Source organism: Dyadobacter beijingensis DSM 21582 (assembly GCF_000382205.1).
Classification (GTDB): Bacteria; Bacteroidota; Bacteroidia; order Cytophagales; family Spirosomataceae; genus Dyadobacter; species Dyadobacter beijingensis.
This window is the reverse complement of sequence record NZ_KB907786.1, coordinates 1,263,092-1,281,898: the sequence shown is the minus strand read 5'-3', so window position 1 is coordinate 1,281,898 and position 18,807 is coordinate 1,263,092. Positions and strand designations below refer to the sequence as shown.

15 protein-coding genes are annotated in these 18,807 nt (G+C 54.6%); 9 read left to right on the top strand and 6 right to left on the bottom strand.

Annotated elements, in window-relative coordinates:
• Positions 1 to 2 precede the first annotated feature (2 nt).
• The 3 genes from H144_RS31440 to H144_RS0105340 are packed head-to-tail and all read left to right on the top strand — an operon-like array spanning position 3 to position 3,851.
• Positions 3 to 1,298, top strand: a complete 1,296-nt coding sequence (locus H144_RS31440; RefSeq protein ID WP_019941013.1) for a condensation domain-containing protein — start codon at positions 3 to 5, stop codon at positions 1,296 to 1,298.
• Positions 1,295 to 2,575 (top strand): condensation domain-containing protein, encoded by a 1,281-nt coding sequence (locus H144_RS0105345; RefSeq protein ID WP_019941012.1) that lies wholly within the window; start codon positions 1,295 to 1,297, stop codon positions 2,573 to 2,575. Before H144_RS31440 ends, H144_RS0105345 begins: the two co-directional genes overlap by 4 nt.
• Before the next feature lies 1 nt (position 2,576).
• Positions 2,577 to 3,851 (top strand): condensation domain-containing protein, encoded by a 1,275-nt coding sequence (locus tag H144_RS0105340; protein ID WP_033402365.1) that lies wholly within the window; start codon positions 2,577 to 2,579, stop codon positions 3,849 to 3,851.
• Here the strand turns inward: H144_RS0105340 and H144_RS0105335 are convergent.
• Both H144_RS0105335 and H144_RS0105330 read right to left on the bottom strand, forming a co-directional pair.
• Positions 3,844 to 5,601: an ABC transporter ATP-binding protein gene (locus H144_RS0105335; protein WP_019941010.1), complete on the bottom strand. Its 1,758-nt coding sequence runs from the start codon at positions 5,599 to 5,601 to the stop codon at positions 3,844 to 3,846. The genes H144_RS0105340 and H144_RS0105335 overlap by 8 nt on opposite strands.
• Positions 5,585 to 7,330: an ABC transporter ATP-binding protein gene (locus tag H144_RS0105330; protein WP_019941009.1), complete on the bottom strand. Its 1,746-nt coding sequence runs from the start codon at positions 7,328 to 7,330 to the stop codon at positions 5,585 to 5,587. The genes H144_RS0105335 and H144_RS0105330 overlap by 17 nt, the downstream gene beginning before the upstream one ends.
• Positions 7,331 to 7,442: 112 nt before the next feature.
• Between H144_RS0105330 and H144_RS0105325 the strand changes: the two genes are divergently transcribed.
• A complete protein-coding gene (locus H144_RS0105325; RefSeq protein WP_019941008.1) occupies positions 7,443 to 8,936 on the top strand; it encodes an arylsulfatase in 1,494 nt (497 codons plus the stop codon).
• A gap of 85 nt (positions 8,937 to 9,021) precedes the next feature.
• Positions 9,022 to 10,431: a dihydrolipoyl dehydrogenase gene (lpdA, locus tag H144_RS0105320; RefSeq protein WP_019941007.1), complete on the top strand. Its 1,410-nt coding sequence runs from the start codon at positions 9,022 to 9,024 to the stop codon at positions 10,429 to 10,431.
• 31 nt (positions 10,432 to 10,462) lie between these two features.
• Here lpdA and H144_RS0105315 read toward each other — a convergent pair whose 3' ends face one another.
• Positions 10,463 to 11,446, bottom strand: coding sequence for an NAD-dependent epimerase/dehydratase family protein (locus H144_RS0105315; RefSeq protein ID WP_026350430.1), 984 nt, complete (start codon positions 11,444 to 11,446; stop codon positions 10,463 to 10,465).
• 84 nt (positions 11,447 to 11,530) lie between these two features.
• Between H144_RS0105315 and H144_RS0105310 the strand changes: the two genes are divergently transcribed.
• Positions 11,531 to 12,505 (top strand): helix-turn-helix transcriptional regulator, encoded by a 975-nt coding sequence (locus H144_RS0105310; RefSeq protein ID WP_019941005.1) that lies wholly within the window; start codon positions 11,531 to 11,533, stop codon positions 12,503 to 12,505.
• Positions 12,506 to 12,508: 3 nt separating this feature from the next.
• Here H144_RS0105310 and H144_RS0105305 read toward each other — a convergent pair whose 3' ends face one another.
• The 3 genes from H144_RS0105305 to H144_RS34220 form a co-directional block, all read right to left on the bottom strand.
• Positions 12,509 to 13,426 (bottom strand): cation diffusion facilitator family transporter, encoded by a 918-nt coding sequence (locus H144_RS0105305; protein ID WP_019941004.1) that lies wholly within the window; start codon positions 13,424 to 13,426, stop codon positions 12,509 to 12,511.
• 86 nt (positions 13,427 to 13,512) lie between these two features.
• The gene (locus H144_RS0105300) at positions 13,513 to 14,829 is read right to left on the bottom strand and encodes a Gfo/Idh/MocA family oxidoreductase (protein WP_026350429.1); all 1,317 of its coding nucleotides are present in this window, start codon (positions 14,827 to 14,829) and stop codon (positions 13,513 to 13,515) included.
• 339 nt (positions 14,830 to 15,168) lie between these two features.
• Positions 15,169 to 15,333, bottom strand: coding sequence for a hypothetical protein (locus H144_RS34220; RefSeq protein ID WP_157504449.1), 165 nt, complete (start codon positions 15,331 to 15,333; stop codon positions 15,169 to 15,171).
• A 192-nt stretch (positions 15,334 to 15,525) separates the two neighbouring features.
• On the opposite strand from H144_RS34220, the gene H144_RS0105290 reads away from it, so the two are divergent.
• From H144_RS0105290 to H144_RS0105280, 3 genes are all read left to right on the top strand, one after another.
• The gene (locus tag H144_RS0105290) at positions 15,526 to 16,179 is read left to right on the top strand and encodes a helix-turn-helix transcriptional regulator (protein WP_157504447.1); all 654 of its coding nucleotides are present in this window, start codon (positions 15,526 to 15,528) and stop codon (positions 16,177 to 16,179) included.
• A gap of 195 nt (positions 16,180 to 16,374) precedes the next feature.
• Positions 16,375 to 17,997 carry a L,D-transpeptidase family protein gene (locus H144_RS0105285; RefSeq protein ID WP_019941000.1) on the top strand — a complete coding sequence of 541 codons (1,623 nt, stop codon included), beginning with the start codon at positions 16,375 to 16,377 and terminating at the stop codon, positions 17,995 to 17,997.
• Positions 17,998 to 18,143: 146 nt separating this feature from the next.
• Positions 18,144 to 18,743, top strand: coding sequence for a TetR/AcrR family transcriptional regulator (locus tag H144_RS0105280; RefSeq protein WP_019940999.1), 600 nt, complete (start codon positions 18,144 to 18,146; stop codon positions 18,741 to 18,743).
• The last annotated feature ends 64 nt before the right edge of the window (positions 18,744 to 18,807 follow it).

The following is an 18,807-nucleotide window of genomic DNA, read 5'->3' as shown; positions in this document are numbered from 1 at the left end:
CGATGAAACGCAACCTGCTTTTCCTGGAAAGAGTGCTGTTCGGCGACGGTTCGGAGCCATTTCATGGCGTTTATGCACTGAAAATCACTGGCGATCTCGACGCCGGACAACTGACGGCCGCATTGGCCCGCTTGCAGGAAAAGTACGCGATGCTGCGTACGGCAATCGGCATCGATGCGCACGGAAGGCCCTATTTCCACATGCCAATGGCCCGCCCCGCCATCCCGCTGCGGATCATAGAAAGGACCGGCGACGAGGATTGGAACCATGAAACCGTTCATGAACTCGGCAAGTCGTTTGATATAGCCAATGGCCCCCTGCTGCGCATTGCCTGGCTGCGCTCGGATCGGGTCTCGGACCTCATCATGGCCTTCCACCATTGCATGTGCGACGGCGGCTCTGGCGTGGCGCTCCTCACCGATCTGCTGGCATTGCTCGACGACCCACAGGCCGACATCGGCAAAGCACCCGCGTTCCAAAGCATCAGCGAGCTGGTACCCGCCGAAATCCTGAACAGCCGCCGAAACCGTTTCAAGGCAAGGCTATCTGCCGCCCTCGTACATGCCGGGCTTTCCCTGGGCTCATTGTTTATTTCAACCAAAACAAAACCGGCACCGCGCGCAACCGACTATCTGATCAACTGGAAACTGGATGCGGAGCGGTCGAAGGCCCTTTTTGGCTATTGTAAAAAAGAAGGAGTGACGGTCAATACCGCTATCGGGCTGGCCTTGCTGGAAGCATTCAAAACTGTCAACGGCGCCGGGGCGCATGGTAAGGCCACCTGCCCGGTGGATATTCGCCGGTACATGCCCGAAGTGAAGCGCGATATGCTCTTTTCCTACGGCCTTGCATTGAATATCGGGCTCGCGCAATCGATCGGAAACAGTTTCTGGGAAAAAGCGAAAACATTACAAACACACGTTTCCGCACAAATGGCCAAGCTGAACCCGTATGAATTTACGATGATCATGGAGGCTTCGCACGGCTCTGTGCACAAGCTCCGCCGGTTTCTGACCTATGCCAAGGTGGGCAACGACTTCATGTTTTCCAACATGGGCAAGCTCGATATTCCGGCCCAATACCGGCATTTCAGGGTCGATACGATTTACAGCCCCACGGTCATCGGCCCGTTCGCAAACCCTAATACGATCATTACCACCACTTTCGGCGGACAAATGGATTTTTCATTTGTCTCCAACGAGCAATTTCTCCCGCGCGAAACGGCCCTGCAAATCCGCGACATAGCGATGAAAATCCTCTTTGAAACCGTTACCGAGCCCGACCCCGTGCGTTTATGAAAAGAAGAATGGGTTTCCTGGAAGCTTCCATGTACGCGGGCGCGGACACACCCGTGAACGTCGTGTTCCCCGTTCAGGTAACCGGGCATTTCGAAGAGGGCGACGTGCGTAATGCATTGCAGAAAATCCAGCAAAAACACCCATTCCTGCGTGTCGCGGTAGAAGCCGACGCCCACGGGATTCCCTGGTACATCACCGACGATGGGATCGCACCCATTCCGCTGCGGGTCACGGAGAGGCATGCTGAAAATACCTGGCTAGCCGAAACCGACACCGAATGGGGCACCCCGTTTGATAAACCGCACACACCGCTTGCGCGCGTCGTATGGCTGCGCTCTCACGGCATTTCGGACCTGCTGTTCGTCTGCCACCACTGCATTGGTGACGCCACGTCCATCATCACGCTCATGCGCGAGCTGCTCGAATGCCTCGCCGACCCGCTCACCGAGCTTCGGCCCTACGCGGCCTTTTCGCCCGAGCGGCTGGTACCGGATGCCATTCGCCGCAATGCCTTTAACCGGCTGGCCGGAAAGGCGGTCGCAGGCATTACCAGCCTGTTCCTGCTGGCGGTTTCGTGGATGAAACCCGTCGTCAAAGACCGGTTCTACACCATCCGCTGGAAGCTCGGCGAAGATGAAACAGCTGCATTGCTGGCCGCCTGCAAGCAAAAGGACATTAACCTCAACGCCGCGCTGATCCTAGCGTTCATGCGTGCATTCGAACGGGCACGCAGCGTGCGCACGAGCGGACGGATGTTCTCGTCGGTGGATATGCGCCGCTTTTTACCGGAAATCGCGCGCGACCATTTGTTTGCATTCCCGTCGATGGCGGGGTTAAAAACGCCGGGTGACACCGGCAGCTTCCGGGTGCAGGCAAACGCGCTGAAAGAGAAGCTCTACAAACAAATTGGGCAAACCGACGCGCCTAAACTATTGTTTTTCAGCGAATACCTCGTACCGCTGTACCCGCGCAGCATCCGGTATGCCAGAGCGGGAAAGGGAGGACATGATTTCGCATTTGCCAACATAGGCCGTATTCCATTAAATGATACCTACGGCCCTTTGCGGGTTACCGAAGTACGCAGCCCGCTTTCGCGTTTTCCGATGGGGAATCCGTCGAAGGTGTCGGTATCGACATTCGGCGGGCGCATGGATTTCGCATTTCACTCCGAAGAGGGCTATCTCGCCAAAATGGATAGCCGGCAAATCGCCGACATGGCGATGGCATTACTCAGCAAGCAATTATTGGAACCCATACCCATCACCATTCCGGATTGAGATGAACAGACAAATGATTGTCGGGGAGCGAATCATGTACGCCGACGGCCTGGCGGCGGTCAACTGCGTTTTTGCAGCCACTTTGGAAGGAAATTTTTCTTTCCAGCAAATGACAAATGCGCTTGTCAAAATACAAAACAGGCATCCATTACTACGCGTGAATGTGCAGCGAAACGAGAAAAATGTCCCGGCATTCGTCACCAATCCGGATATTTCACAGATCCCGATCGAGATCATCGAGCGGACATCCGACATACAGTGGCAGGAAATAAGTCTGCGCGAATGGCACAGGCAATTCAACCTGGAAAAAGACCCGGCAGCACGACTCATCTGGCTGAAATCCGACACCCTCTCCAACCTCTTGCTCGTATGCCCGCATTGCGTCTGCGACGGCTCCGGGTTCGTGACGCTCATGCGCGAACTGCTCACGCTGCTCGACGATCCCGATCTGGAATTACAGCCCTATGAAGGTTTTCAATCGGCAGGATCGATTGTGCCAACGGAAATTAGTACCAATAAAATCATCCATTGGAAAGGCAAAGCATTCTCCTGGCTGGCGAAAGGCCTGTTTTTTGTTCTTAATCCGCAGCCTGTCGCCCGCACCGGCAAATATTACTATCTCACCCACACGCTCGACCGCGAAACGACTTCAGCGCTGGTCAGCAAATGCAAGGAAGAACAAACGACCGTCCAGGCCGCATTGTGCACGGCATCGCTGCTGGCGCACCATGCAGTGAGAGGTAAAGAATCGCGCAACAAGGTCATCAGTCCGGTCGATATCCGCCGGTACCTGCCCGAAATCGGCCGCGACCATTTGTTCGCATTTGCGCCGATCGTAGAATTGTCGATCACGCCCAAAGACGGCCAAACCCGCTTCTGGGACGAAGCGCGGCACCTGAAACAAATGCTGGTCGAAAAAACCGGAAAAATCGACGCGGCGGAAATGATATTCGTCACCGAATATTTCCACAATTCCACCCCCGCGCTCCTTCGGCACATGCGCGCCACGAAGGGCAGCCACGACATCACCATCTCGAACATGGGCGTCCTCGACATACCGGCTTCTTACAACACATTCCGTGTGAGGGCAATCCACAGCCCCTCCGTGGGGTTCCCCTGGCGCAACCCCAACACGCTGGTAATAAGCACGTTCAACGGCCGGATGAACCTGTCCTTCTGCTCGCACGAAAGCTTTCTCCCCCAACTCGACGCGGAGAAGATCTGCCGGGAGGCGATGTGGGTTTTGTTGCAGGATATCCCGGTGGCGACTAGCTAGCCCTATTCCCCTTCAGCAACATCGTCATCGCGTCGTCGAGCGAGCCGGCGCGGTTTACTTCGCCGGAGTTGACGAAGAAGATTTCGTCGGCGTTTTCGATCGTGTTGAGGCGGTGGGCGATGATGACCTGCGTGGTGGAGGCGGGGAGCTGTTTCAGGATGTCGCCGAGGAGCTTTTCTGTCACCGTGTCGATATTAGCCGTGGCTTCGTCGAGGATCAGAAGCTCGGGGCTGCGCAAAACGGCCCGCATGAATGCGATGAGCTGCTTCTGGCCCAGACTCGTGCTGTCGCCGGTAGCGGATACCTTTGTTTCGAGGCCGTCTTCGAACAATGCGAGGATCTCGCCCAGGTTAGCGCTGCGGATCACCTCTTCCAGCTTTGCATTGGAATACTCCTTCAACTGCTCGTTGCCGTACAGGATATTATCACGGATCGTGCCCGAAAACAGGAACGGCTCCTGCAAAATGAAACCGATCTTCTGCGTACGCTCTTCGGGCGTGTACGTGCGGATATCGCGCCCGTCGAGCAGGACGGTACCTTCGCGCGGGTCGTACAGGCGGGCGATGAGCGAGGCCGTGGTGGTTTTGCCGCCGCCGGTCGGGCCGATGAGTGCGTAGGTTTTGCCGCGTTCAAGTTTGAAATTGACCTGGTGCAGGATTTCGCGGCTGTCGTAGCCGAAACGTACATCGCGGAATTCGAGCAACGCGCCGTCCGCGTCGTGCGTGGTCCCGGCGAGTGGCACGAGGTCGGTTTCGAGCGCGAGGATTTGCGATATGCGGTCCCAGCCGGCCATTGCCACCTGGAAACTCGCCCACAATGCCGCCAGCTGCCGTAGCGGGTTGTAAAAATTCACCGCGTAGGCCAGGTAACTCACGAGCAACCCCACGCTGAATTCGCCGACGCTGATCAGGTAAATGCCGTAGGTGAGCACCACCAGCTGCGCCACATTGGAAAAAAAGGAATATGTAGGCAGAAAAATGTTGTTCGCCAGACCTGCGCGGATGGCCGTGCGGTAATTATCGAGGTTTGCCACCTGGAAGCGCTGCCGGAAATAATCCCGGCGGTTGAAGGCGATCACGACTTTGAAATTGTTCAAACTCTCCTGGATTTCCGCGCTCAATGCACCCGTGCTTTTCAGGTTTTTAGCGTTGGCCGACTTCACCCAGGGCGATAGTACCAATGTAAATATCAGGATCACCACAGCCGGTGCCAGCGCTGCCCCGCCGAGTTTGACATTAATCACCAATAAAAATATCCCCGCCCCCAGCATCGTGAAAATGCTCCCGATAAACTGCATGAGCGATTGCGAGAAAAACTGGTTCAATTTATCGGTATCATTGTTGACGCGCGAAATGAGGTCACCGGCCTTGTTTTGGTTAAAAAACGCGACCGGCAGTTGCTGTAACTTGTTGAAAATGGCATTTCTGAGCGTAAAGAGCAGGCGTTGCCCTACCCCGCCCATCAGCTTGGTTTGCTGGTAGGCCGTAGCAAGTCCAAGCAAATACATCGCCAGCAGAATGGTGCCAAAAACGAGCAGCCCGTGGAACTGCTTCGTCACCACGTACCGGTCTATCGCATGGCCGATCAGGTACGGCCCGAACAAATTCACGGCCGTATTGAGCGTAATGGCCCCTATCGCCAGCGTGAGGTTTCCGCGTTCGTGGGAGATCAGCGTCAGCAACTTTCCGAGCCCCTTCATGGTGGAAGTTTTCTGCTGTTCCTCCGAAAGTTTGTTAAGATCGTACTTCATAGTTGCTGGTACTTTGTTGCGAATTGTAAATCTGAACGTACTCAGGGCTCGTCTGCATCAGTTCCTCGTGGGTGCCGCAGCCGATGAGCTCGCCTTCCATAAGCACGGCAATCTGGTCGTAATGCTCGATCGCCGCGATTTTCTGGGTCACCGAAATGAGTGTAATGCCGGGGTAATTCCGCTCCACGTTCGCCAGGATTTTCTTTTCGGTATGGGTATCCACGCGTGCCGTGAAATCATCCAGGAGCAGCACTTTCGGGTTCATCGCCAATGCCCGCGCGAGCATGATCCGCTGTTTTTGCCCGCCCGAAAGGCTTGCCCCACGCTCCGAAACGACGGTATCCAGGCCTTCCGGCAAGGTTTCGATAAATGCGGTGAGCTCGGCGGTATCGATCGCCCGTTGCAGCGATTCGTCCGTGACGGTCGTGCTGAACGCGATGTTTTCGCGGATACTCATATTGAATATAATGCTGTCCTGAAACACGAAACCGACCTGCCGGTGGAACGACTCGCTGTCGTAATGGTCGATCGGATACCCGTCGAATTCGACGGTGCCTTCCTGCGGGCGGTTCAGGCCCGTGAGCAGGTAAAGCAGCTGCGTTTTTCCCGCTGCCGTAGGCCCGATAACGGCAATGCGTGACCCGGCGCCGATTGCCAGGCTCACATCCTTCAAAGCAGGTTTCTCTCCGTAGCGCACCGTTACGTTCCGCAGTTCGATGCGCCCTTCCAGCAATGCCTTCGAAGTGCCCTTTTCCACCGGATCATCGGCATTCAGCACGACCGAAATGCGCTGAAACGAGGCTGTGGATTGCGCAATGACATTGCTCATGAAACCGATGACGAGGATGGGGAATATCAGGATGGCGAGGTAGCTGTTGAATGCCGCAAAACTTCCGAGCGTCATATCGCCCTCGATCACGAAATGCCCGCCCAGGACGAGGATCGTCAGCATGGACAGGTTGGCGGTAAACGTTACCACGGGGATCAGCCCCGCAAAGAGGCTCAGGATAGCCAGTCCGAAGCCTTTCGCTTTGGTATTGGCCTCCAAAAATTTGGCATATTCCAGCTGCTGCGAGTTCACGACGCGGATCAGCGCCGAGCCCAGGATACTCTCGTTGATGATCTTGTTGAGCCAGTCGATCACCTCGCGGCTTTGTACGAACAGCGACCGTACCTTCTTCAGGGTAAACGCGAACATCCCGCCGATGACGGGAATGATCGCCAGGACCGTTAATGCCAGTTTCCAGTTAATGCTCAGCAGCAATGCACTGGCGCCCAGGATGATGAATATGGAAGAAACGATGGCAACGATCGCCTGCGAGACGAACAGTTTAATGGAATCGATATCGCCCGTGAGGTTGGTCAGGAGCTTGGCGGCGGTAGTATGCTCGATAAATGCGTGGCTTTGCCGCGAGATCTTGTCCGACAGCCGCGTACGCAGGTCGCGAGCTACTTTTTCGGAAGCGTAGGTCTGGATAATGCTTTGCACGTAGGCAAATACAAACACGAATATCACGGCGGCGGTGAATTCGACGAGTGTCGTATGCAGGTCGAAGCGTTGGTGCGTATAGTCGTCGATGCCGTCGGCGACCAGTTTCGGCAGCCACAGGTTCACGCCATTGCTGAGCAATGCGGATAGCAGCAGCAGGATGATCAACCCTTTGTACGGAGCCACGAGGCTGAATATGCCCGGTTGCTTGGGAGTGGCCGGATCGGCTTTTTCAGACATATGGGTTTAGTATTAATTGCAGCGACAAATATAGCAAGGTATGTTTTTGAATCGCTGCCCGCTGTCGTGGTTAAATTTTGGTTAAATTCCGCCCGCTCTTAAACCACGCCCCATGCGATTCCTGAACCTTCTGATCCTGCTAATCCTTATTGATGCCGGCGCCAGCGCCCAAAACCGCCGTTTACCCAATATCATTTACATCTACGCCGACGACCTCGGTTACGGGGAACTCGGCTGCTACGGCCAGCAGAAGATCAAAACGCCCAATCTCGACCGGCTCGCCCGCGAAGGAGTGCGCTTCACGCAGCATTATACAGGTACGCCCGTATGCGCACCCGCACGCGCGATGCTCATGACGGGCAAACACGCGGGACACTCGGCCATCCGCGGCAACTTCGAGCTCGGCACTTTTCGCGACGACGAGGAACGCGGCCAAATGCCGCTGCCCGCGAAAGAATTCACCGTGGCCGAACTGCTCAAACAGCAAGGCTACGCCACCGCCCTTACAGGCAAATGGGGCATGGGCATGAACAACACCGAAGGCACGCCCACCAAACAGGGCTTCGATTACTACTACGGCTACCTCGACCAGAAACAGGCGCATAACCTCTACCCGTCGCATTTATGGGAAAACGACCGCTGGGACACCCTTGCCCAGCCCTGGCAGGATGTTCACCGCAAGCTCGACCCGGCTACGGCCACCGATGCGGACTTCGACTCATTCAAAGGCAAGGAATACGCGCCCATGAAAATGACTGAAAAGGCATTATCATTTATCGAACGGAGCAAAGGCGGGCCGTTTTTCCTGTATATGCCGTATACCATTCCGCACGTGTCATTGCAGGCGCCCGATGATTATGTCAAAAAATATGTCGGGCAATTTGATGAAAAACCCTACTACGGGGAAAAGGGGTATGCTTCCACCCAATATCCGCTCTCGACCTATGCCGCGATGATTACCTATCTGGACGACCAGGTGGGCATTATTCTCGATAAACTCAAAGCCCTGGGGCTGGACGACAACACGATCGTCATGTTCAGCAGCGATAACGGCGCTACTTTCAACGGCGGTGTGAATGCGCAGTTCTTCAACAGCGTGGCCGGGTTGCGCGGTTTGAAAATGGATGTGTACGAAGGCGGTATCCGCGAGCCATTCATCGCCCGCTGGCCCGGCAAAATCAAACCCGGACGTGTGAGCGATCACATTTCCGTTCAGTACGACCTGCTGGCGACCCTGGCGGAACTAACCGGCCAGTCTGCCCCAGCGACGGACGGCATTTCGTTTTTACCGGAATTGCTAGGCCAAACCAATCGCCAGAAAAAGCACGCTTACCTCTATTTCGAATACCCCGAAAAAGGCGGCCAGATCGCTATCCGCATGGGCGACTGGAAGGGCGTCAAAACGGACCTGCGCAAGAATCCCGGCAATGCATGGCAGCTTTTCAACCTCCGCACCGACCGCAGCGAGACGACCGACGTGGCAGCAAAACACGCGGATATCCTCAAAAAATTCGACGAAATCGTCTTGAAAGAACATCAGGAGCCTGCCAATCCGGCCTGGCAGTTTGTGCTGCCGGTGATTGAAGCGAGCAACAACACCCGCTAAGCAACCATTGAAACTATCGGCCGGAAATACTACATTGGGCGGATTTTGAATCATCACTCATTACTACCAGGTAATTTCCACTACCATGATTAACCAGGACTACGATCTGATCGTTATCGGCTCCGGGCCGGGCGGGTACACCGCGGCCATCCGGGCCTCACAGCTGGGCTACAAAACAGCCATTATCGAAAAGTACAACAGCCTGGGCGGCACCTGCACCAATGTGGGCTGCATCCCCGCCAAGGCCCTGCTCGACAGCTCCGAACATTACCACGACGCCGAAACACGTTTTGCCAGCTTCGGTATCCAGGTAAAAGGGCTTTCGCTCGATGTGAAGCAATTTTTCGGGCGTAAAAGCGAGGTCGTGTCCCAGAATGTGTCGGGCATCAACTTCCTCATGAAAAAGAACAAGATCGCCGTCATCTACGGCACGGCGCGGTTCGTTTCCGATGACCGCATTGCCGTGAAAGCGGCCGACGGCGCCGAGCAGGAGTACCAGAGCAAGTACACGATCATCGCCACCGGTTCCAAGCCCATTTCCCTGCCCAATGCGGTGATCGACAAGAAACGCATTATTTCCTCCACCGAAGCATTGTCGCTGAACGAGATCCCGGCCACGATGTCGGTGATCGGCGGCGGGGTGATCGGGGTCGAAATGGCCTCCGTATATGCGCGCCTCGGCACAAAAGTGACCATTATCGAGTACGCCGCCAACCTTGTACCGACGATGGACAAGGAGCTCACCACCGAACTCAAAAAAATCCTGACCAAATCGGGCATCGACGTACTGCTCAGCCAGCGCGTCGATTCGGCCGTGAGCGACGGTAAAAAAGTGACCGTCAAATACACCGGCGCGGACCAGAAACAGCAGGAAATAACGACCGACTACTGCATGGTGGCCGTAGGCCGTCGACCTTATACCGAAGGGTTGGGCCTGGAAAACACGTCGATCCAGAAAGACGACCGCGGCCGCATTGTAACTAATACCGCCTTCCGGACCGCCGCGCCCAACGTGTACGCCATCGGCGATGTGATCAAAGGCGCGATGCTCGCCCACAAAGCGGAGGACGAGGCCATTGCGGCGGTGGAAGGCATTCACGGCCATGCGCACGAGATCAATTACGACCGCATTCCGGGCGTCGTGTACAGCTGGCCGGAAGTGGCGAGCGTAGGGCTCACGGAGGAGCAGTTGAAAGCGCAGGGCATTCCTTATAACAAAGGCAAATTCCCCTTCTCGGCGAGCGGCCGGGGCCGCGCTGCGGGTGATACCTCGGGCTTTGCCAAGGTCCTTTCCGATCCTAAATACGGCGAAGTGCTGGGCGTCCACATCATCGGGGCCCGCGCCGCCGACCTGATCGCACAGGCCGTGACCATCATGGAATATGAAATCACCGATCTCGCCTCGGCTACGATCTCCTACGCCCATCCCACTTACGCGGAAGCGTTGAAAGAGGCGTTCCTGACGGCCTCCGGGCGCGGGGCATTGAATATGTAATGTAATGGCGCGAAGCAGGGGCTTCGCGCCATTACTCCACCGGAAACGGCCCTTCGTCGAACTCCTGCTCATGATACCCTTTGCTTCCTACCTCGCGCGCCAGCGGGCTTCTGAAATCCGCCCCCTCGCGCAGGCACCGCAGCACATGCGCGAAGTCGTACGCAGGCGCCCACCCCAGCTCGCGCCGTGCGCGCTCGTTCACATACACCCGATCGATTTCCGGGAAAATTTTCCAGCCCCGCGCGTCGAATAGCTCCTCGCATTCAGGGTACACCGAGCGGATCACTTCCGGCGCATTGACGTGCAGTTGCGGCAAATGCGCCGGCAAAAACGGCGTGGTGGCCGAAATAATGTATTTGCCGAACCCGATCGGACCGGCTTTTTCCATGGCTGATAAATGCGCCGTAACGGCATCGGCCATGTCGACGCGGCGGTACAGGAGTTCTAATGCCTGCACGTTGGACGTTTCGAACAGGCGCCGCGTCTCGGCGTTGTCGTCGTCTTCGGGGAAGAAGCGCGAGGTGCGCAGGATCAATACCGGCAGCTTGCTTTTCCGGTGAAAAAGCTCGCAGAGGCTTTCCGCAGCGAGTTTGGTGACACTGTAAATATTTTTGGGCTGCGGGATCACGTCTTCGGTAATCCAGGCGGCCGGCTCGCCTTCGGCGGGGTTCATGGCTGCGCCGAATGTACTGGTGGTACTGGTAAACAAAAATGCCGAAACGCCTTGTAAAACCGCTTCTTCGAGCAAATTGAGCGTGCCTGTGATATTGGTATCCACGAAATCCTGCTTGCTGTGCGTCGCCACGTGCGGCTTGTGCAGGGTAGCGGTATGGATGACGGTACGGATGCCCTGCATGGCTTTGTGTACAAAATCCCGGTCTGTAATACTGCCGACGAGGTCGGTGTAGGGCGACTGCTGAATGTCCAGCCCGGTGGCGGCGGTGCCCTGCGCGCGGAAGGTGCGCATCAGCGCCTCGCCCAAATGCCCTGCGCTGCCTGTTACCAAAATAGCCATGATCGAATCGATTTTCCTGCAAAGGTATGTGCGCCCGGTATCGAAAAATATTGGGATAGCCGATAAAAACATTGAAATTTGTGCATGGCCTATATCATTGATAATGAATCGTACCGGGAGATCGCGGGCAGGAAGTTTCTTTCGCAGCCATCGGTGGATACCTTCGAGCACGATGCGCCTCGAATACCTTTCGTGAACCATCGCGTGAAGAATATTTATGCCCGGAATTTCGGCATTATCCGCTTCCAGGCCGATTTCATGGAGGATATGCAGATCCGCGGTATGAAAAGCGACCCGCATATCAGCCTGCATTTCCAGCTGGCCGGCCATTCCAATGCCCGCTTCCGCGACATTCCGGGCGAACACCCGCTGCGTCCCGCGGAGTACAATATTTACTATTCCGAAAATTTCGATTCCGATATTTTCTATAACCGCCAGAAAGGCTTCGAGTACCTGGCGCTGATCCTCAAAAAAGAGCATTTACTTCAATTTTTACAACAAAACGGCAGCCCGGTGAAGAAGCTGGAAACCGCTTTGGAACAAGGCCAGTCGTTCGCACTTTTCAGCAAATCGGCCCCCGTAAGCGCTGAAATGCACGCCGTCCTGCAACGCATCCTGCACGTGCCCGTCGCCGACGATCTTTCTGAAATGTACCTGAACGGCAAGATCCTCGAACTGCTCGCATTGCAATTGCAGCAGTACCGCGAGGAAAAAACAGTCGGCCAGCTGCGCCCGGACGCCGCACGCCACCTGGACGAAATATTTGAATACCTGAATATCCATTACCTCACGACGCATTCGCTGGAAGATGTTGCCGCCCATTCGCCGCTTTCGGAGCACCAGATCCGGGAAGGGTTCAGGCAGCGGTACAACACGAGTGTATATGAATTGATCCACGAAAAAAGAATGCTGCATGCGCGGCAAATGCTGGATAGCGGCCTTACCGTGGAGGAAGTGGCGGAGGCCGTCGGCTATGCCAACGGGAGCAATTTTATCCAGGCATTCAAAAGGAAGTTCGGCATTACACCTAAACAAATGCAGCTAGGGCGGCTGCGGTAAAGCTCATATCATCCATTTCCGCTCGGTGGTGAACGAAATCGTGAGCCACATTTTGTACTCGCCGCGGATGCGGTCGTACAGCTCCTGCCGGATCCCGTCCAGCTCCTTCACCTGCGTATGCGCGAGCGCTTCCGGGAGCAGGAAATCGATTTCGATCGTGTAGCTGCCGCCCGTTTTCGCTACGCGCACATATTCATCGATAAAACCGTAGCGCTTAGAAATGCCCTCCGCTTCCTGGTGGATCATTTCTTCCACCTCGTCGTCCGGTGCGAATTGCAGGAGTTCACGGATATTTTTCCAGAATGTCCCCACCGGAATCCGCAGGAAAAGCAGGGAAATGATGATGACCATGCCGGGGTCGAGGTACGGGATGAGAAATGCCAGTGAGGTGCCGCGCAGGAAATAGCCCAGCGACAGCACCACGAGCACGCCCGTACTCAGCAGGGCATCGAGCTGCCATTCGGTGGCTTCGATGCGCAAGTATTCCGACCGGATCTGCAGCGCCATTCTCCGGAAATACAGCCATAGCAAAAAACAACCTATGATGGAGGCGATCAGGTAAGGCAAGGCAATGTCCAGCTCGACAGACTTGCCACCGGCGATAATGTCCATGACCGACGTGGCCAGCGAATACAAACAGAGGAAGATGATCACTGCCGATTGGAGCGTCATCGAAAACGGCTCGAACTGCGCGCGTCCGAACGGAAGATCGTCGTCGTCGGGCTTTCGTACGAAGTTGTTTACCAGCAGCGACACGCCTGACAGGCTGATGCCGACCATAGAAAAAAGGGCATCGAAAATGATCGATTTCGAATCGCCGAGAATCCCTACGACAATGGCCCAGATCGTGAAACCCGAACCGGTAATGATCGAAAGCTTGATGAGCCGTCGTTCCCTGAGGCGTTTTTGTCTCTCATTCATAGCAGGCGGGCAATGGCAAAAAGCACCCTATACCGAACAGGTCCCCGCCGCCGGAAGTGCGCTTCTCATGATTGAAATACAAAAAATCATGAAACAGACGGCAGCTTATAGCCATTATGGTATTCTTTCGCGATGAGTTTGTTGGCCTCGGCATCGGTAAATTTCCCTTTTTCCTTATCCCAATAAATTTTCTTGCCCGTTCGGTAAGCGATATTGCCCATTTGCGAAAACACGGCAATGTCGGAACCGACCTGGATCGGCGCATTCAGATCGGTCATTTTGCGGGATTTGACTACTTCGATAAAGTTTTTCGCGTGCAGGTCGAGCCCATTATCTTCGGATTTGCGGAACGGAACGGCCTCCATACGCTTGCCTTCCGGAATCACTTCCCAGCCGTCGCGGCTCAGCACGAGCGTGCCGTTGTTGCCGATGTAGGCAATGCCGTGCTGACGGCCGTAGGGGCCACCATCGATGCCCATCGCGTGCTCCCACTGGATATTGAAGTCGTCGAATTCAAACACGGTTGTGAGCGTATCGGGCGTTTCGGCGCCGGAATCCTGGTTGGCAAACTTGCCGCCGGCCGCCATGATGCTGTTTGGATTGGCGGCTTTCATGCCCAGCAAAGCGTAGTCGAGCAAATGCACGCCCCAGTCGGTCATGAGTCCGCCGGCATAATCCCAGAACCAGCGGAAATTGAAATGGAAACGGTTGGGGTTGAACGGCCGCTTCTGCGCCGGGCCGAGCCACATATTGTAATCGACACCGGCGGGCGGGGTACCATCCGGCAATTTGCTGATCGGGTTCACCCACGCAAAATAACCCCAGACTTTCACCAGCCGTATTTTTCCGAGCTGCCCGGAATGCACGAATTCGATGGCGTCACGGAAATGTTTCTGGCTCCGCTGCCATTGGCCCACCTGCACCACGCGGTTATAGCGCTGCTGTGCGGCGACCATCGCCCGGCATTCGGCGATGGAATTCCCGATCGGCTTTTCTACATATATATCCTTGCCCGCCTGGCACGCTTCGACCATCATCAGGCAATGCCAATGGTCGGGTGTACCGATCACCACCGCATCCACATCCTTGTCGGCCAGCAGCTGCCGGTAATCGCCATAAGTCTTGATTTTGGAACTGCCGCCCTTCGCCAGCTCGGCGGCACGTTTGTCGAGCACATTCTTATCGACATCGCAAAGCGCCACGCATTCCGTGCCCGGATTTTTGAGGATCGCATTCAAATCCGCCCAACCCATCCCATTCACCCCGATAGCCCCGATGCGGATCTTGTCAGCCGCCGGCACAGACGCCAATGCAGAAACCGACGAAGGAACAATAGCCGAAAGGCCGGCACCAGCCGCTATTGCGGAGGCAGTATGAAGAAAATCGCGACGGGAGTGGGACATGGTTTTGCTGGATTGAAATGAACAGACAATTGAAATTTCAAGTCACAACAAAAACAATGGTCTAGTGAAATTATACTTAGCTCAGGACGTGTTGAGTTTGGATAAACATTGAAAAAAAGCTACCGAAGGATAAAGCGATTGCAACAGGCTGCCATGGTTTTGTTAGGTTCGTCCTTTCACCACACACTTCATTTTTGATATCCTTCCATGTTATTGAGCAAAGCTGACGAAAATCTGGATTCCGCGGGAATTTTACAGCCGTATGCGAATGACGGACAGCACTTCGCCATATACCAGCGCGGCGCGAAGGTTTTAGTTTCGCGCCGCGGGCAAGTAGTGTCAGAAGGGGTTACGTGGAGTTGTTACTATGCTGTGAATCAGCCTATCCAGCTCTTTCTCCATATCTTTCAGGCGAGCGAGGATATTAATGTCGCGCGTGGCAGCGTAGGAATTCTGCAAATCCCTCACTTCCTTGATCCGAAGGGCAAAACTGAGGAGCGTCATGGTCCGTTGAATTGGTGTAATGGAAAACTTTGCAAAGAAAATGCGAATCGGGCATCCGTGTAATGCCTATTACATATTATAATAAAAATCTAATCCGCGCATCCGTCGATTTAAAATGCAGGTCGTCGATTGCCGGTTGATCCGCTACCGCCTGGCCGTGTATGTTTGAAAAAACATTCCGAGCCGCAAGCGATGATGCCCCAAACACCCTTAAAAACCCTGCTGATACATCCCTATCCGGTCGAGCGCGAGGCTTTGAGCGCGTGGTTCGGGCGAGAATCCGGCATTCACCTGACGGCTACCCTTCGCGACTTACCGGACCTGCCCTGCCCGGTGCTGGATGCCGCCCACCTGGTTGTCGTGTTTGACTATGACATGGAAAAGCTGCCGTCGCGCATCACCCACTTACGCAAAACCTGCCCGGGCCTGCGTTTTGCCGTCTTCCGCCCCGGCGGCGCGCTCTCCGACATCCGCGATCTCGTGTGCGCAGGCGTAAGCGCCATTCTCGATGCCGCTTCCGACACCGACGAGTGGTACGGCGCCATCCGGGCCATTGCCCGCGGACAGATCTATTTCGACCAGCGTATCATGCAAAATCTCGCCGCACTCACCGCTCCTCACCGCGATTTCGGAACAACCACTGAAACCGACCACCCGCTCAGCCTGCGCGAAATGGAGATCCTGGCCCTCGTCGCCCGTGAATATTCCACATCCCGCATTGCTGCGGAGCTTTTTATCAGCATCAAAACGGTAGAAACCCACCGGCGGAACCTGTTCCAGAAGTTGCACGTGAAGAATGTGGTGGGATTGACCAAGGTAGCCATGCGGTTAGGGGTGCTGGGGTAATTAATACCCCCATAAAAAAGCCCGGAACCGGGCTGGGGGCCGTGGTGTCCGGGCAGGAATCAACAACAAAAAACCAAATCTTCCGCTAATATAGGTTGGCGGAATAGGGGTCGACAATTTGATAATCCTTCGGTAGAAATGGGATTTCTAACGGTAAAGCGATTATATTGGACGTGTCCACGACCTTATTTCAGCATGAAGAAAATCGCATTGTTCCTGATCCTGGCGGTGGCTGGCGCGGCTTGTCGCAAAACGGCAGAGCACAAAACGGAAATCGCCAAACGAGATACGACCATTACCGTCGAAAACTCTTTCACCGAGCTCTTTATCGATACCGCGGCGCTTGCCTCGTACGTGTCCGCGCATACACTCGACGATAGCCTTACGGCCAAGCTGCGCAGTTTCTACAACCACCGGAATTACCAGTACGCGTGGTTTTTCCCCGATGGCGTGGCCGAGTTCGTGCCTATTTTCAGGAGTTTGCGCAATGATTTCATTCATTATTCGGGCGATAGTTCGCTGTATAATGCGGCGCTCGACAAGGCCATCGATTCCCTTTCTCAGCTGAAAAAAATCAGCCCGGATAATCAGCTCGTCATCGATACGGAACTGGCGCTCACCGAGCAGTTTTTCCGCTATACCGACCGCGCGTATTCCGGCGATCACCGTATTAACACCCAGGAACTCAACTGGTTTATTCCCCGCCGGAAACTCAATCCGGAGGTTTTCCTGGATTCGCTTTTAAAGAACAAAGGACAGAACGTGGCCGCTTACGAGCCTGTGAACAGACACTATAACCTTCTGAAAGAGAAAGTCTTACAATACTACTCGATCACACAGAACGGCGAACCCGCCACCGTGGATACGGAAAAGAAATTCCGCGAGGGCGACCGCGACACGCTGATTGTAACCCTGAAAAACCGGCTGCATTTGCTCGGCGACCTGCCCGGGCCGGATAGTACCAAACTGTTCGACACCACCCTGACCAGCGCCGTGAAGCACTTCCAGCAGCGCGTGGGCCAGAAGCAAACCGGCGTCACCGGCCCCGCATTTTTTAAGGAGCTGAACGTCCCGATCGGTAGCCGCATCCGGCAGATGCTGATCAATATGGAGCGCATTCGCTGGATGCCTGCCGCCCCGCCGACAGACTACATTTTGGTGAACATCCCTGAATTTACGCTGCACGCCTATGAAGCTGGCAAATTGTCATTCGATATGGTGGTTGTCGTGGGTTCCGAGGCTAATGGTACTGTCATTTTTTCAGGTACATTAAATCAAATCGTATTTAGTCCGTACTGGAACGTGCCTGCCAGCATCCTTAAAAAAGAAGTTTTGCCCGGCATTAAAAAGAACCCGAATTACCTGGCACGCCACAATATGGAATGGAACGGCGGCTCGGTGCGGCAAAAACCGGGCAAGTCGAATTCGCTTGGGCTGGTCAAGTTTTTGTTCCCGAACAGTTACAGCATTTATTTCCACGATACGCCGAGTAAAAGCCTGTTTAACGAAAGCCAGCGGGCATTCAGCCACGGCTGCATCCGGCTGTCGGAGCCGAAAAAAATGGCGGAATGGCTGCTGCGACGCGATAGTACCTGGACGAGCGAGAAAATTACCGCTGCCATGAATGCGGGCAAAGAAAAGTACGTGCGCCTGCGCGGGAAGAACGAAATCCCGGTTTTTATCGGCTATTTCACGTCGTGGGTGGACCAGCACGGGAATCTGCAATTCCGGAAAGATGTGTACGGGCACGATCATAAGATGGCGGAAAGGCTGTTCGGAACGGCAGAAATGCCTGTGGCCCAGGCAGTCGACCGCTGACAAGCCCGAAACGCAGATGCGCCCGGCATGGTTTTAGTCGAACACCGGACAAGCGAAGGTAACCGGGATGTTACCGGCCGGCGGATTGTTATTGTGAAAAACCCGCAGTACCTTTGCTAACATCGTTAGGTAAATCTTGAATTACCATGGGAATCCTCGAACGAAAAATACGGCAGAAAGAAAATATGCGGACCAATATCCTGGCGGTAGCCTTGCAATTGGTCAAGGAAGAAGGTTGGCAGTCACTGTCGATCAGGAAGATAGCCGATGCCATTGAATACAGCGTACCGGTGATCTACGATCACTTCGAAAATAAAGAAGCGATCTTGTTTGAACTTTCTATGGATGGTTTCCGGTTACTCGATAGATTGCTGGAAAAAGACAAGCGCAAATACGCGGAACCGGAAGAACGGCTAAGGGCCCATGCCGAAACTTACTGGAACTTTGCATTTAAAAATCCCGAATACTATCAGCTCATGTACGGTTTGGGAATGCCCTGTTCAAGCCCGGGCAAGGCGAAACCGGAATTTAACAGCTTCCGGGACCACATCGGTGAAGCCATCGAGGGAATCGTAAAAGAGAAAAAAAATTCAGAAGAGGAAACTTGCTTTAAAATTCATGCGTTGTGGTCGGTACTGCACGGCTTGATTTCAATCGTTATGATGCGCTGCTCCGATATCGACGACTCTCAAATGAACAAAAAAGTAATGGACGAATCTGTTGACGCTTTCATCAAAAACCTCTGATTATTTTTTTCTCACTAGGTTAACACCGTTAGTAATAATAACTTCACTACCTATTCATAATTAA

Bases quoted from the DNA above. Each gene is read 5' to 3' on its own strand.
- H144_RS0105300 (WP_026350429.1), bottom strand. From the start codon at position 14,829: ATGTCCCACTCCCGTCGCGATTTTCTTCATACTGCCTCCGCAATAGCG.
- H144_RS0105325 (WP_019941008.1), top strand. From the start codon at position 7,443: ATGCGATTCCTGAACCTTCTGATCCTGCTAATCCTTATTGATGCCGGC.
- H144_RS0105310 (WP_019941005.1), top strand. From the start codon at position 11,531: ATGGCCTATATCATTGATAATGAATCGTACCGGGAGATCGCGGGCAGG.
- H144_RS0105285 (WP_019941000.1), top strand. From the start codon at position 16,375: ATGAAGAAAATCGCATTGTTCCTGATCCTGGCGGTGGCTGGCGCGGCT.
- H144_RS0105290 (WP_157504447.1), top strand. From the start codon at position 15,526: ATGATGCCCCAAACACCCTTAAAAACCCTGCTGATACATCCCTATCCG.
- lpdA (WP_019941007.1), top strand. From the start codon at position 9,022: ATGATTAACCAGGACTACGATCTGATCGTTATCGGCTCCGGGCCGGGC.
- H144_RS0105305 (WP_019941004.1), bottom strand. From the start codon at position 13,426: ATGAATGAGAGACAAAAACGCCTCAGGGAACGACGGCTCATCAAGCTT.
- H144_RS31440 (WP_019941013.1), top strand. From the start codon at position 3: ATGAAACGCAACCTGCTTTTCCTGGAAAGAGTGCTGTTCGGCGACGGT.
- H144_RS0105335 (WP_019941010.1), bottom strand. From the start codon at position 5,601: ATGAAGTACGATCTTAACAAACTTTCGGAGGAACAGCAGAAAACTTCC.
- H144_RS0105315 (WP_026350430.1), bottom strand. From the start codon at position 11,446: ATGGCTATTTTGGTAACAGGCAGCGCAGGGCATTTGGGCGAGGCGCTG.
- H144_RS0105345 (WP_019941012.1), top strand. From the start codon at position 1,295: ATGAAAAGAAGAATGGGTTTCCTGGAAGCTTCCATGTACGCGGGCGCG.
- H144_RS0105280 (WP_019940999.1), top strand. From the start codon at position 18,144: ATGGGAATCCTCGAACGAAAAATACGGCAGAAAGAAAATATGCGGACC.
- H144_RS0105340 (WP_033402365.1), top strand. From the start codon at position 2,577: ATGAACAGACAAATGATTGTCGGGGAGCGAATCATGTACGCCGACGGC.
- H144_RS34220 (WP_157504449.1), bottom strand. From the start codon at position 15,333: ATGACGCTCCTCAGTTTTGCCCTTCGGATCAAGGAAGTGAGGGATTTG.
- H144_RS0105330 (WP_019941009.1), bottom strand. From the start codon at position 7,330: ATGTCTGAAAAAGCCGATCCGGCCACTCCCAAGCAACCGGGCATATTC.